Raw genomic sequence first — 12,548 nt, forward strand, 5'->3', positions numbered from 1 at the left:
ATAGGGTTATATGGCCCCACTTGCAATAGTCCCATTTTGGGACTAAAATTAATGTGTGCGAATAATAGCCAGAAAACACCTAACAAATTTTTGGCGTATTCATCCCGATGCCGAGCAGCCACTTAAAGCTTGGTATGACGAGGTGGCGCATGCAAGTTGGAAAAGGCCGCAAGATATAAAGAATAAGTATCGAAATGCGAGTTTTATTGCAGGCAACAGAGTTGTCTTTAATATCAAAGGAAATTCCTACCGTTTGGTGGTGGCAGTTGCTTATAGTTTTGGGGCGGTATATGTGAAATTTATTGGTAGCCATGCTGCATACGATCGAATTGATGCTTGCACAGTGCAGTTGGAGGAAAAATGAAAGAATTAAAACCCATTCGTAACAAGCTTGAATACAAGGATGCCCTAGCCCAGGCGTCTTACTATTTTGATCATGAGCCAAAACCTGGGACTAAGGATGGAGATAGGTTTGAGATCCTCTTAATGCTCATTGAGTCTTATGAGAGCAAGCACTATGCGATTCTTCCACCAGACCCAATTGAGGCAATTAAATTCAGAATGGAACAATCCGGCTTGAGTCCAAAGGATTTGCAGCCGATGATCGGTGGCCTAAATCGCGTATATGAAATATTAAATCGCAAACGCCCCCTTACACTGAAGATGATTTGGAGGTTGCACTCTATGTTGGGGATCCCTGCTGATAGTTTGATTCAGCAGGATGATGAGCTGCGCGCAGCCTAATACGTTTAATACTTTTTTTGGTAGCGAGTAGGATCGCCCACATTGGCTTGCTTAAAGCCTGCCTGCCTTAGACGGCAAGACTCACATTCTCCACAAGCTTCACCCAAATCATTAGCTTGGTAGCAAGAGACTGTTTGCGAGTAATCAACGCCTAGAGTGCTTCCTAGCTGGATGATTTCACCTTTAGTTAGGCTGATGATAGGTGCGTGTACTCTAAAACGATTTGCATCATTGATGGCTTCGACACCTGCTTTAGTAGCTAGGTTAGCCATATGTTCGAAAGAGGCTACATATTCAGGTCGGCAATCAGGATAACCTGAGTAATCCACCGAATTAGCGCCGTAGAAAATATCAAGGCCTCCTAATGACTCCGCCCAACCCAATGCAAGTGATAGCAAAATCGTATTGCGTGCTGGCACGTAGGTAATGGGAATTTCTTGATCTTTGCCGGGAGTGGTTGGGACTGCAATCGAGGCATCAGTTAAAGCAGAGCCCCCAAAGCGAGTGAGATCCAAGTTAACCACTTCATGCCTTGCCACTCCAATTTGCTTGGCAATATGTTTGGCCGCTGCCAATTCAGATGAATGACGCTGACCATATCCTACGGATAGGGCATACGGCGTATACCCAAGGTCTTTCGCAAGGGCGAGCACAGTTGTTGAGTCTAGCCCACCCGAAAACAGAATGACTGCTGGAGCGCCGGCTTTACGGGGCGCTAGAGATTCGAATGCGGCAGAAAGCTTAGACATACTTAGATATGGATGAGAAGCGCTTACTTCGTACCGGCAATCAGCTGTTGTGCATCTTTAGCTGCATCAGTGTCTGGGTACTTAGCAATAATTTCGCTAAATGTTTTTTTAGCCGCTGCCTTGTTGCCGCTTTCTAATTGCGAGTTACCCAAAGTCACCATTGCCGCAGGAACGCGTGGATGATTTGGGTAGCGTTTAATTAAACTTTGTAATTGGGCGATGGCACCAGCATATTCTTTATTGGCATATTTGCTATTACCACTCCAGTAGAGGGCAAGCGGCAAGTAAGGGCTTTTTGGATACTTGGCAGTGAATGCAGCAAAGCTATCGTCAGCCTTCTTCAGATTACCCGTCTGAAACGCCTTTAATGCATCGTCGTAGGCTTTTTTCTCGCCAGGTTGCACTGTTCCAGAGACGCCTTCAATTGTTACGGTGCGAGGCTCAAAATTACCCAAGCGAGTATCGAGATCTTGGTAGTAAGTTTTCTGACTATTGTTAATGTCTTCGCCTTGCTTCTCAAGCTCTTCAACCTTGCCACGCAGCTCTGCATTCTCAGTTTTGAGTTTGTCGATTTGACCCTGTAACTCAAGCTGGGTGGTCGCTAGAGACTTGCGCAGATCCAGGATGGCTTTACGTGCCTCGTCATCGGAGAAGAGGGCCCAGGCGCTATTAGATGCGCCTAAACAAATGAGTGCAGCACTTAAACAAAACGCTCGTGAGAGCGTTTGTTTTACTGAGTATGAAAGCATCTTCATTTAGTTAGTGATGTAAACAATGTCAGCGCGGCGATTTTCTGCCCAAGCTGCTTCAGTGTCACCTTCTGCTTTTGGCTTTTCTTTGCCAAAGCTCACTGCTTCCATTTGGTCGTCAGAAACGCCCATCAAGTTCAATGATTTACGTACAGCATCAGAACGACGTTGGCCAAGTGCCAAGTTGTATTCAGCTGTGCCGCGTTCATCAGTGTTGCCCTGAATAATGACTTTCTGCTTTGGATTGGCTTTTAAGTAGCTTGCGTGAGCAGACAGCATTTTTTGGTATTTAGTTTGAACGGTGTATTCATCAAAGCCAAAGTAAACACTCTTTTCAAAGAGTGGACTGCTCGGGTCATTCCATGGCTGTGAGCCAAATTTGCCACTGCCGCTACCATTAGCGCCATCAGTGTCATCTAGCTTGACGCTGGAGCATGCTGCCATCAAAAATGCCGCGGCACCAATCAGGGCGAATGTCGCTGCGCGACGTGCGATAGAAATCTTCATGAATTTTCCTTTTTCCTACGAGCTAAATCTATAAATAAATCAATAGACAATATTATGCCCCTAAGAACATCAAAAGTGACTATTTCAACCCCTAAAAAAGGGTTTAGATGCAGTTAAGGCTTGGTTCAGACCTACCTAAGACTCAGTCCATGAATGGGCCCCAGGACGGTTGACGTACATCAGATCCGGGAATGCTCAATACCTGTTTGGAGTTGCCATCGACTGAAACGGCGGCGAGTACTCGTTTGCCACCGACTTTGGTGGAGTAGAGAACATAGCGGCCGTTGGCAGCAAAGGAAGGGGATTCATCACTAGTGCCATCGGTAAGCGCCTGAGTATCGCCAGTAGCCAAGTTCAGAATGTAGAGGCGATATGCGCCACCAATATTGGCGATGTAAGCTAAATATTTGCCATCTGGTGAGATGCGAGGTGAGGTTACAAAACCTTGTTTGAAGGTAATGCGTTTGACGCCTTCAGCTTGTTCGCCATCAGCACTCATGCGATAGATTTGTGGGTTGCCACCGCGATCGCTAGTGAAGTAGATGTAGCGACCATCAGCAGAATATTGCGGCTCGGTATCAATCGTGTTGCCACGAGTTAAACGATGCAAACCCGTGCCATCTGCATTGATGCCGTAGATCTGTGTATTACCATCTTTAGACAATGAGATCGCTAATTTCTTGCCATCGGGTGACCACGCTGGTGCGCTGTTATTACCCTTTTGATTTGAAAGAGAAATGCGACGACCGGTTGCTAGTTCATGAACATAAATCACCGGCTTACGATCTTCAAAAGAAACGTACGCTACTTTCTTGCCATCGGGTGACCATGATGGAGAAATAATCGGCTCACCACTGTTCATAGCATTGCGAATGTTCTGACCGTCTGCATCAGATATCACCAGGCGATAGCGCTTACCATCCTTAATGACATAGGAGAGGCGGGTGGAGAACACGCCACGCTCACCCAATAACTTAAAGATGATGTCATCAGCAATTTTATGGGCAACTGCACGCAAGTTATCGGTGCTTGAGCTGAGATTTAGACCGCCCAGGCTTTGAGATTTGCGAACATCAAATAATTTGTAATGAATGTCAAATTGATTGTTGCCAGTCTGTACGACTGATCCAACTACTAATGCATCAGCGCCACGTGCTGCCCAAGATTTGTAGTTGGGGGTACCATCATCGCTCTCAACAGCATTACCGTTCTCAGTATTTTTAAAGTAACCGCTGCGAGCTAAATCTTGGCGAATGATTTCAGTAACGCTAGTGGGTAATTTGTTCTCATCTTTAAAGCGCATTACCGCGATTGGGTAAAGTGATTGACCTACGCCAGTGATTTCAATATTCATCTGCGCAAGCGCAGGAGTTGCAAAGCTGATACATAAAGCAATACCAATCAAGCTAAAAGAATTTAGTTTTGAGGTCAGTTTCTGTATCTGTCTTTTTGCTAATTGCAACATGCATTAATCCTTGGGTTTAAAAGTCAGTTTTACTTCGCGTTGAGGAATTTTGCCATTGTCGTCTTTTGGCAAACTCTCTGCGCGAGAAAGTGCGAGGAGTACGGCACGGTCCCAGCCGGTATTACCGCTAGAGGATTGAATGCTGGTACTCAAAATAGCCCCGTCTGGAGCAAGATTGACCAGAATCACTGCTGCAGGGTTGCCACTCACGGATTCAGGGTTAAAGACAATCAATGGCTTGACCTTCTTAATGACTTTGTCGGTCCAGCCTGGGGGCGCATTGCCTCCGCCGCCAACACCACTTCCAACCGTACCACCACTACCGCCTTCGGCACCAGCTGCAGCACGTAAACGCGCTAATTGATCAGCACGTGATTTCTCAGCTGCTGCATTGGCTTTAGTTTCTACAGGAGATTGGGCTTTAGGGGCTTCTACTTTTTTCGGCGGATCTTCCTTCTTCGGCTTTTCCTTCTCCTTCGGTGGAGGAGGTTTCACTGGCTTTGGCTTCTCTTTCACCACTTCTTTTTTGGGAGGTTCTTTATCTACCTTCTTTTTCTTGATGGCGATATCAGCAGCCTCTTCTTTCACTTCTGTTTTGAGTTCTGGCTCAGGTGGAGATTCTACTTGTGGAGCGGAGTCCCAGAGCTCAACCTCAACACCAGAAGAGGTGGTGTTGTTCCAGCTAATCCCAATCATTAAAAAAGCAAGCAGACCTAAATGCGCGATGAGTGAAAAAGTAAAGGCGCGCTTGGTACTTTCTTCTTTCGTAAAACGTCCTCGCTTGAATTGCGAGAGGGGTGACTTAAAAGAGTGTGCGCTATTCATGAGCAGCTATGATGGCCAGAGTCTTACTGGGTCTTGACCGCAAGGCCAACGCGCTTCACGCCATTCTCTTTGAGCTTGGACATCACTTCCATCACTGTTTCATACTTAATGGATTTATCCGCAGCAATCACAATCGGTTGATCGGAGGATTTTTCTGCCTGAGATCTGGCAAAAGCACCAAGCTCAAATTTATTAAGTGTTTGCGTGGGGTCTCCATCTTTGCGCACGATGACATTCTCGTTGGCATCAATCGTTAGAAAGACTGGCGGCAGTGATTGCACTTTGGCGCCACCAACAGTGGGTAAGTTGACAACGCCTGGGTTGACCATTGGTGCGGTGACCATAAAAATTACGAGCAATACCAACATGACGTCGATGTAGGGAACGACGTTAATGTCAGACATTGCCCGACGTTTGTTTTTACGCAATGAAGAACCAGCCATAATTTTTTCGCTTATGAATGCAATTAACGTCCAGCAGTTTGACGCTGCAAGATGTTGGTGAACTCTTCAATGAAAGTTTCAAAGCGAATGGAGAGGCGGTCTACATCAGTTGCTGCGCGGTTGTAAGCCACCACTGCTGGAATCGCAGCGAACAAACCAATCGCTGTAGCGATCAATGCTTCTGCGATACCAGGAGCCACCGCAGAAAGGGTCGCGTTTTGCACATTAGCTAAACCGCGGAAGGAGTGCATGATGCCCCAAACAGTGCCAAAGAGGCCGATATAGGGGGAGACTGAGCCAACGGATGCCAAGAAGGGTAGATTGGCTTCTAGAAGGTCCATTTCACGTTGGTAGGTGGCTTTCATAGCGCGACGGGCAGCGTCAATCTCACGACCTTTTGCAAATTCTTGCATCCCAGCCTCGAAAATATGCTCTAGGACCGCGTCATTGCGGTTATTGCGCTGGGCCGCCTCTAGGAGGGTATTGAGGTCTCCACCGGCCCAAAAGTCACGCTCAAAGCGCTCGGTATCCTGGCGGACCCCACGTAAAACAGCGGTTTTCTTAAAAATAATGGTCCAAGAGGCCACGGACATGCTGAGTAATAACAACATTACCAGCTGTACTAATAGGCTGGCATTGAGGACTAGGGAGAGGAATGAGAGGTCTTGTGTAGAGGTCATGGTGGATTTTGTATGATGTAGGTTGATTTTACTAAGTTAATTCACTCAGCAATCCAACTTTTTCAGGATTATCACCATGTTTGACCGTCAAAACACCTTAGCCAAAACCGACCCCCAGTTATGGGCAGCCATTCAGAACGAAAATAAGCGTCAGGAAGACCATATTGAGCTGATTGCTTCTGAGAACTACACCTCACCAGCGGTAATGGAGGCTCAAGGCTCTCAGTTGACCAATAAGTACGCTGAAGGCTATCCAGGCAAGCGCTATTACGGCGGTTGTGAATTCGTCGACGTGGCTGAGCAATTAGCGATCGATCGTGTCAAAGCATTGTTTGGTGCTGAAGCAGCAAACGTACAACCCCATTGCGGCGCATCCGCTAACCAAGCAGTGTTCTTGGCTTTCTTAAAACCAGGCGATACCTTCATGGGTATGAGTCTTGCTGAAGGCGGTCACTTGACCCACGGCATGGCTTTGAACATGAGCGGCAAATGGTTTAATCCAATCGCTTACGGCCTTGATAAAAACGAAGAGATTGATTACGAGCAAATGGAGCGTCTCGCTCGTGAGCACAAGCCTAAATTAATTATTGCTGGCGCCTCTGCTTACTCTCTAAAAATAGATTTCGAGCGCATTGGTAAATTAGCAAAAGAAGTGGGCGCGATTTTTATGGTCGACATGGCTCACTATGCTGGCTTGATAGCTGCGGGTGTTTATCCAAACCCAGTTCCCCATGCAGACATTGTCACCTCTACAACGCACAAGAGCTTGCGTGGCCCCCGTGGCGGCATCATCTTGATGAAGGCTGAGCATGAGAAGGCGATTAACTCTGCAGTGTTCCCAGGCTTACAGGGTGGTCCTTTGATGCATGTGATAGCCGGTAAGGCGGCAGCATTCAAAGAGGCGCAGGAGCCGAGTTTTATTGATTACCAAAAGCAAGTTGTTGCGAATGCAAAAGCACTTGCCGAGACTTTAATTGCGCGTGGCTTACGTATCGTTTCTGGCGGAACAGATTCTCATGTAATGTTGGTGGATCTGCGCGCCAAGAAAATGACCGGTAAAGAAGCTGAACGTGTTTTAGGTGAAGCGCACATCACTTGCAATAAGAACGGTATTCCAAACGATCCAGAAAAACCAATGGTGACCAGCGGCATTCGTTTGGGTTCACCAGCGATGACTACACGTGGATTTAAAGAAGCAGAAGCAAGACAAGTTGGAAACTTTATTGCGGATGTTTTAGATAATCCAACTGATCCTGAGAACATTGCTAAAGTGCGCGCTCAAGTTTCTGAGCTCACGAAGCGTTTCCCAGTTTACGGTTAAGTAAACAATCAGCAACCCAACCAAGAAAAGAAGAGCTCATTGCGCTGCCCTTTTTGCCATAACGAAGATACCCAGGTTTTAGATACCCGGGTATCTGACGAGGGCGATACCATTCGCCGCCGCCGTCGTTGTGCCAAGTGCGATAAGCGATTTACAACTTATGAGCGTGTTGAATTGGTGCTCCCGGCAATTGTTAAGAAGAATGGCAGCAGAGTGGAATACAGTCACGATAAGCTGGCAAGTTCACTCAAGCTGGCTCTTCGTAAGCGCCCAGTATCTTCCGACTCCGTTGACGAATCCATTGCCCGTATCGAAGAGAAGCTTCTTAGTCTTGGCGAAAAAGAAATCCCAAGCGAGCGTGTTGGTGAATTAGTGATGCGTGAACTTAAGCGTCTCGACAAGGTGGCTTACATTCGCTTTGCCTCAGTCTATCGAAGCTTTGCTGATATTGAATCTTTCGAGAGCGCCTTAAAAGAATTAAAGTGATTACGGCAACATTCGCTTCATATAGTCCGCAAAAAGTGGAACTGTAAACGCAGTATCTCCGTGAGCAGGGCTATAAATCATTCCCTTGCTTATTAAGGATTGTCTTAATGGGGCTATTTGATGAACTTCCTTATTCATGGCGCTTGCGATGTCTCCCGACCTTGGTGCTGGGCTATTGATGCCCGCCATAGCTCTTAGATAGTTTTTTTCCATGGGGGTACAGCGATCAAACCTCACCCGAAAAAAGCTTGAGTCTAATTGGAGTATTGCTAGCTCGCTAGCTGCTAAAGCATCCTCCTCTGTAATTACTTTGGTGTTGGCAACCCCCCAACACATACTCCCCCACTCTTGCAGGAAATAAGGGTAGCCCTTCGTCTGCTTAAGGATTTGTTCTATTGCGCTAGTTTCAAAACTGACTTGGTATTGACTCACAGGAAGTTGAAGCGCTTTTGTTGCTGCATCTGGTGGTAGGGGGCCAATTTCTGGAAAATCAAACAAACGTTCAGCATACGATTTTGCTTTTCCAACATTTCCAACTAATTGTGGTGACCCTGCGCCTACCAAAGCCACCGGCAATCCTTTCTGAGCGCACCCATGGAGTGCTGAGATAAGGGCTGCAAGCTCAAGCTCAGGAACATATTGCAATTCATCGATGAATAGAACCACTGCCGTCTTCTTTTCTTTGGCGGCCTCACCAATTGCCTGTAAGAGTTCTGATAAATCGTAGTCAAGATCGCCCGTATCTGCGATACCTGGCTCAGTCCCTAAATCAAATCCAAATTCCATGCCTTCATATTTAACTTTTGCAGATGAGATAAAACTGCCAAGTATTCTTGCCGCCTTAGTAACCTTATCACTCAGTCCTGACAGTCTATTTAATTTGAATAGGGCCGCTCTAAGACTTGGAACAATCATTGCAGGTAGATTGCGATTTTCAGGAGACTCAAACTGAACACAGACTAAGCCTTCGGATTCAGCATCATTTTTTAATCTATTTAGTAGAACTGTTTTACCAACCCCTCTGAGGCCCACCATTAATATGCTTTTTGCAGATAGGCCATTTCTAATGCGATGTAAGGCAATGGACACATCTTCAATAACTTTGTCACGACCAGATAGCTCTGGTGGTGCAGAGCCAGCGCCAGGAGAGAATGGGTTGCTGCGGGGATCCATATATAGCAATCTTAGGTAATGTTATGAAAAAAACATAATATTGTATAAGATACTTATATTCAACCATTTTGCAGACAGGGATTTCATAAACTTATGTAATCAATTGATTACTATTGCCCAATAGATATATTGCACGATCAAGGGCCATATGAAGAAAATAAAAAAGAGTGTATTACCAAAGCTTGATGTCGTAGATTATTTAAAAACCGAGGCGGATATCGCTGGTTATTTGACTGCTGTACTAAAAGATGGAGATCCTGCGTTATTTGTTGCGGCAATTGGCGACATTGCTAGGGCAAAAGGAATGACCGCTATTGCCAAAAAGAGTGGGATAACCAGAGAATCCCTTTATAGAGCCTTAAAAATTGAAGCACGCCCACGATTTGAGACTGTCACGAGAGTCATACATGCCCTAGGTATGAAATTAAGCGTTCATGCATAAAAATAGGACTGCCATGCAGTCCTATTTAATTGGTGAGAATTGAATTACTTCAATTCAGCAAAAATTGAGATGGTAATGTCTTCAACGCTGCCAGTGCCGCTGACCTTGCGATAGGCCGGCGCTTTTACTTTGTCCGCTGGACTGCCTTGCGCAGCCCATGAGGAGTAGTACTCCACCAATGGACGGGTCTGATCGTCATAAACCTGTAAGCGTTTGCGAACAGTTTCTTCTTTATCATCATCACGCTGAATGAGATCATCGCCAGTCACATCATCTTTACCTGCAACCTTTGGTGGGTTGTACTTAATGTGATAAGTGCGGCCAGAAGCTGGGTGCACGCGACGTCCACCCATGCGATCGATGATGGCATCAAAGGGCACATCAATTTCTAATACGTAATCAATAGGAACGCCAGCATCTTTCATGGCTTGTGCTTGAGGAATTGTTCTTGGGAAGCCATCAAACAAATAGCCCTTGCTGCAATCGGGTTGAGTTAGGCGATCTTTAACGAGGCCGATGATGATGTCATCAGAAACAAGGCCGCCGGCATCCATAATCTTTTTAGCAGCAACGCCGAGTTCAGTTCCTGCTTTCACAGCAGCGCGCAACATATCGCCAGTAGAAATTTGTGGAATAGCGAATTTTTCGCAAATGAACTGAGCTTGTGTGCCTTTTCCAGCACCTGGTGCACCGAGCAGAATCAACCGCATTGTTTTCCCCTTAGAAGAGCTGTCATTGTCCCGTATTTTGTCGGGATCTTAGATACCTATTGACTAGGATTATCCCCGAGAAGCTCCAAACTACTGAGGTTTTGGCTTTTAGCCTTAGGTTAGCCTAGGAGCGAGCTAGTATCTGCCGCACTCTTTCGAGGTCCTCTGGGGTATCGACACCAGTTGGTGGAGCTTCTGAGGCGGTATGAACCGCTATGCGATAACCATTCCACAGGGCGCGCAATTGTTCCAGTGCCTCAGCCTGCTCTGGAGGTGCTGGCTCTAGACGAGTGTAGGCTTGTAAAAAGTCAGCTCTATAGGCATAGATCCCCAGATGGCGCAAATGCTCTATTTTTTGGTTTGCCTCAGGATCTCTCACAAACGGAATCGGCGCTCTGGAAAAGTAGAGCGCCTCACCAGAGCGATTGAGAACGAGTTTCACGACATTAGGGTTGTTGATCTCAGTAGCATCGGTAATCGGTACAGCAACTGTGGAGATGGCGCACTCTTGATGCTCCGCCAAAGTACTGGCAACTTGATTAATTAATTCCGGCGGAATGAGTGGCTCATCACCTTGTACATTCACAATCAATGCATTGCTGGGTAATTTAAGTAGCTGCGCAACCTCTGCAATGCGATCGGTTCCGGTTGGATGATCTGCGCTAGTCAGTAAACACTCAATACGGTACTCATCACAAGCTGCTTGTATTTCTGGTGAATCAGTTGCCACTACAACGCTGTGCGCAAGTGATTGCTTGGCGCGTTCTGCAACCCGAATGACCATCGGTTTACCACCAATGTCAGCTAGAGGTTTTCGAGGTAAGCGAGTGGATCCCAGTCTGGCTGGAATCACTACTAAAAAATCTGCAGCCTTGGAGTCAGTGTTCATTAAAGAATGATTTTTATTAAATTAAGCAATTTCATCAGCGCTAAGGCTGCGCGCTTCTTCAACCAGCATTACCGGCACATCATCTCGAATGGGATAAGCCAAGCGGTCAGCTTTGCAAATGAGTTCATGTTTCTCGGCATTTAAATGCAATTGGCTTTTGCATAGAGGGCAAACCAAAATATCGAGCAGTCGTTTATCCATGATTTCTTTGCAGTGATCTAAATGAAGAGTTTAAATATATGAGGACACAGTGTAGTGCTATGTACGCTAAACCTACAAGGTATAGCGATAAGGATTAGGTCTTTGCAGGATAGATTGGAGCCAGTCAGCCAGGCTATCCGGAAGAGTGAGAGTCATTGGCACCACCCAAATACGCTCATCGGTAATCGTTGTGCATTTCACAGCATCCTTTTCGGTAATGAGGATGCATTGTGCGTTGATCTTCTCAAAGAACTCAGGGGTATAGGTCGCATGATCAGGTAAAGGAATCGATTTAGCGACAATGCCCTGTTTCAGTAGATCATCAAAAAAGCGCTGTGGATTACCCAAGGCGGCAACAGCAGTAATTTTGTTTGGTAGATAGCTATCCGCAATTTGAGCAAGCGTCTGCGTATTTGTGGGATTGATCAATTGGTAGGCATTTCCCAAATTACCCAAGAGCGAGAATGCGCGACGCCCTAAAAAGTATTCATCCTGGGGGCCAAGCTTAGTTTCAATATCCTTTGTTTTTCCGGTAAAAAGGGTGGCATCGCGTTCGCGTGTCGCTGGTTCACGCAAAGGACCGGCGGGCAGCAAAAAGCGATTGCCTTCGCCGCGTCCATCACGCACTACGAATTCGATATCACGACCACCTTCGCGAGCAGGCCAGCGGGCTAAGCCGCTATGTTGCAAGCCATCATCACTAATGATGACGTTTACATTGGGTGAATGCTTGAGCAAAGCCCCAATACTTCTTTGACGCTTTGGAAAAACCCAAATCGGAAATTGGTCGTGCGTACGTTTTGCAATCAAGACTGGTTCATCGCCAACTAAAGCAGGATCAGAATTGCCGTGTACTTGTAAGGGTGCTGTTTGTGAAGAGGAGCCATAGCCTCTACTGATAATCCCGGGCCTCCATCCAAGTTGCTGTAAGCGTTCTGCTAAAGCAATGACGATGGGTGTCTTGCCTGTCCCGCCTACGCGAATATTGCCCACAATAATCACCGGTACTGGAGCAGGCTTTTGTTTTACTAAGCCCGTATCCAGAATTAATTTACGCATACGCACTACTAGGCCATAAAGCCAAGAGAGTGGCCATAGCAATAAGCTTGTAGGGCCACGTCTTTCCCAAAACTTAGGTGCTTTACGGAAAAAAGAAAAGGACAT

At 46.4% G+C, this 12,548-nt stretch carries 17 protein-coding genes; 5 read left to right on the plus strand and 12 right to left on the minus strand.

Features of this window, described 5'->3' with window-relative positions; genetic code table 11:
• Positions 1-55: 55 nt before the first annotated feature.
• Positions 56-364, plus strand: coding sequence for a type II toxin-antitoxin system HigB family toxin (locus tag VC188_RS02815; RefSeq protein WP_323482945.1), 309 nt, complete (start codon positions 56-58; stop codon positions 362-364).
• Positions 361-744 (plus strand): helix-turn-helix domain-containing protein, encoded by a 384-nt coding sequence (locus VC188_RS02820; RefSeq protein WP_072583302.1) that lies wholly within the window; start codon positions 361-363, stop codon positions 742-744. The genes VC188_RS02815 and VC188_RS02820 overlap by 4 nt, the downstream gene beginning before the upstream one ends.
• A gap of 5 nt (positions 745-749) precedes the next feature.
• On the opposite strand, the gene queC is transcribed toward VC188_RS02820, so the two are convergent.
• From queC to tolQ, 7 genes are all read right to left on the minus strand, one after another.
• Positions 750-1,493, minus strand: coding sequence for a 7-cyano-7-deazaguanine synthase QueC (queC, locus tag VC188_RS02825; protein ID WP_215321457.1), 744 nt, complete (start codon positions 1,491-1,493; stop codon positions 750-752).
• A gap of 23 nt (positions 1,494-1,516) precedes the next feature.
• Entirely contained in the window at positions 1,517-2,248 is a 732-nt protein-coding gene (gene ybgF / locus VC188_RS02830) for a tol-pal system protein YbgF (RefSeq protein WP_323482946.1), read from the minus strand.
• Positions 2,249-2,749, minus strand: coding sequence for a peptidoglycan-associated lipoprotein Pal (gene pal / locus VC188_RS02835; RefSeq protein WP_215321459.1), 501 nt, complete (start codon positions 2,747-2,749; stop codon positions 2,249-2,251). It lies immediately after the preceding gene.
• A gap of 142 nt (positions 2,750-2,891) precedes the next feature.
• On the minus strand, positions 2,892-4,214 hold the full coding sequence (gene tolB, locus VC188_RS02840) for a Tol-Pal system beta propeller repeat protein TolB (protein ID WP_216190782.1): 1,323 nt from the start codon (positions 4,212-4,214) through the stop codon (positions 2,892-2,894).
• 3 nt (positions 4,215-4,217) lie between these two features.
• Positions 4,218-5,039 carry an energy transducer TonB gene (locus tag VC188_RS02845; protein ID WP_323482947.1) on the minus strand — a complete coding sequence of 274 codons (822 nt, stop codon included), beginning with the start codon at positions 5,037-5,039 and terminating at the stop codon, positions 4,218-4,220.
• A gap of 23 nt (positions 5,040-5,062) precedes the next feature.
• Positions 5,063-5,482, minus strand: a complete 420-nt coding sequence (gene tolR / locus VC188_RS02850; RefSeq protein ID WP_323482948.1) for a protein TolR — start codon at positions 5,480-5,482, stop codon at positions 5,063-5,065.
• Positions 5,483-5,505: 23 nt separating this feature from the next.
• Entirely contained in the window at positions 5,506-6,162 is a 657-nt protein-coding gene (gene tolQ / locus VC188_RS02855; RefSeq protein ID WP_215321461.1) for a protein TolQ, read from the minus strand.
• A gap of 76 nt (positions 6,163-6,238) precedes the next feature.
• Between tolQ and glyA the strand changes: the two genes are divergently transcribed.
• Together glyA and nrdR are read left to right on the plus strand one after the other, a co-directional pair.
• Complete coding sequence (glyA, locus tag VC188_RS02860) at positions 6,239-7,483, plus strand: serine hydroxymethyltransferase (RefSeq protein WP_323482949.1); 1,245 nt, start codon at positions 6,239-6,241, stop codon at positions 7,481-7,483.
• A gap of 39 nt (positions 7,484-7,522) precedes the next feature.
• The gene (nrdR, locus tag VC188_RS02865) at positions 7,523-7,969 is read left to right on the plus strand and encodes a transcriptional regulator NrdR (protein ID WP_216121648.1); all 447 of its coding nucleotides are present in this window, start codon (positions 7,523-7,525) and stop codon (positions 7,967-7,969) included.
• Here the strand turns inward: nrdR and VC188_RS02870 are convergent, their stop codons facing one another.
• A complete protein-coding gene (locus VC188_RS02870) occupies positions 7,970-9,142 on the minus strand; it encodes an ATP-binding protein (protein ID WP_323482950.1) in 1,173 nt (390 codons plus the stop codon).
• Positions 9,143-9,290: 148 nt separating this feature from the next.
• On the opposite strand from VC188_RS02870, the gene VC188_RS02875 reads away from it, so the two are divergent.
• Positions 9,291-9,584, plus strand: coding sequence for an addiction module antidote protein (locus VC188_RS02875; RefSeq protein ID WP_323482951.1), 294 nt, complete (start codon positions 9,291-9,293; stop codon positions 9,582-9,584).
• 44 nt (positions 9,585-9,628) lie between these two features.
• Here the strand turns inward: VC188_RS02875 and adk are convergent, their stop codons facing one another.
• The 4 genes from adk to lpxK all read right to left on the minus strand — a co-directional run bounded on the left by adk (position 9,629) and on the right by lpxK (position 12,548).
• Positions 9,629-10,294 (minus strand): adenylate kinase, encoded by a 666-nt coding sequence (gene adk / locus VC188_RS02880; protein WP_323482952.1) that lies wholly within the window; start codon positions 10,292-10,294, stop codon positions 9,629-9,631.
• Positions 10,295-10,418: 124 nt separating this feature from the next.
• On the minus strand, positions 10,419-11,183 hold the full coding sequence (kdsB, locus tag VC188_RS02885) for a 3-deoxy-manno-octulosonate cytidylyltransferase (RefSeq protein WP_323482953.1): 765 nt from the start codon (positions 11,181-11,183) through the stop codon (positions 10,419-10,421).
• Between the two features lie 21 nt (positions 11,184-11,204).
• Positions 11,205-11,384, minus strand: a complete 180-nt coding sequence (locus tag VC188_RS02890; RefSeq protein WP_215321469.1) for a Trm112 family protein — start codon at positions 11,382-11,384, stop codon at positions 11,205-11,207.
• 72 nt (positions 11,385-11,456) lie between these two features.
• On the minus strand, positions 11,457-12,548 hold the full coding sequence (lpxK, locus tag VC188_RS02895) for a tetraacyldisaccharide 4'-kinase (RefSeq protein WP_323482954.1): 1,092 nt from the start codon (positions 12,546-12,548) through the stop codon (positions 11,457-11,459).

Source organism: Polynucleobacter sp. MG-28-Ekke-A2 (assembly GCF_035012985.1).
Classification (GTDB): Bacteria; Pseudomonadota; Gammaproteobacteria; order Burkholderiales; family Burkholderiaceae; genus Polynucleobacter.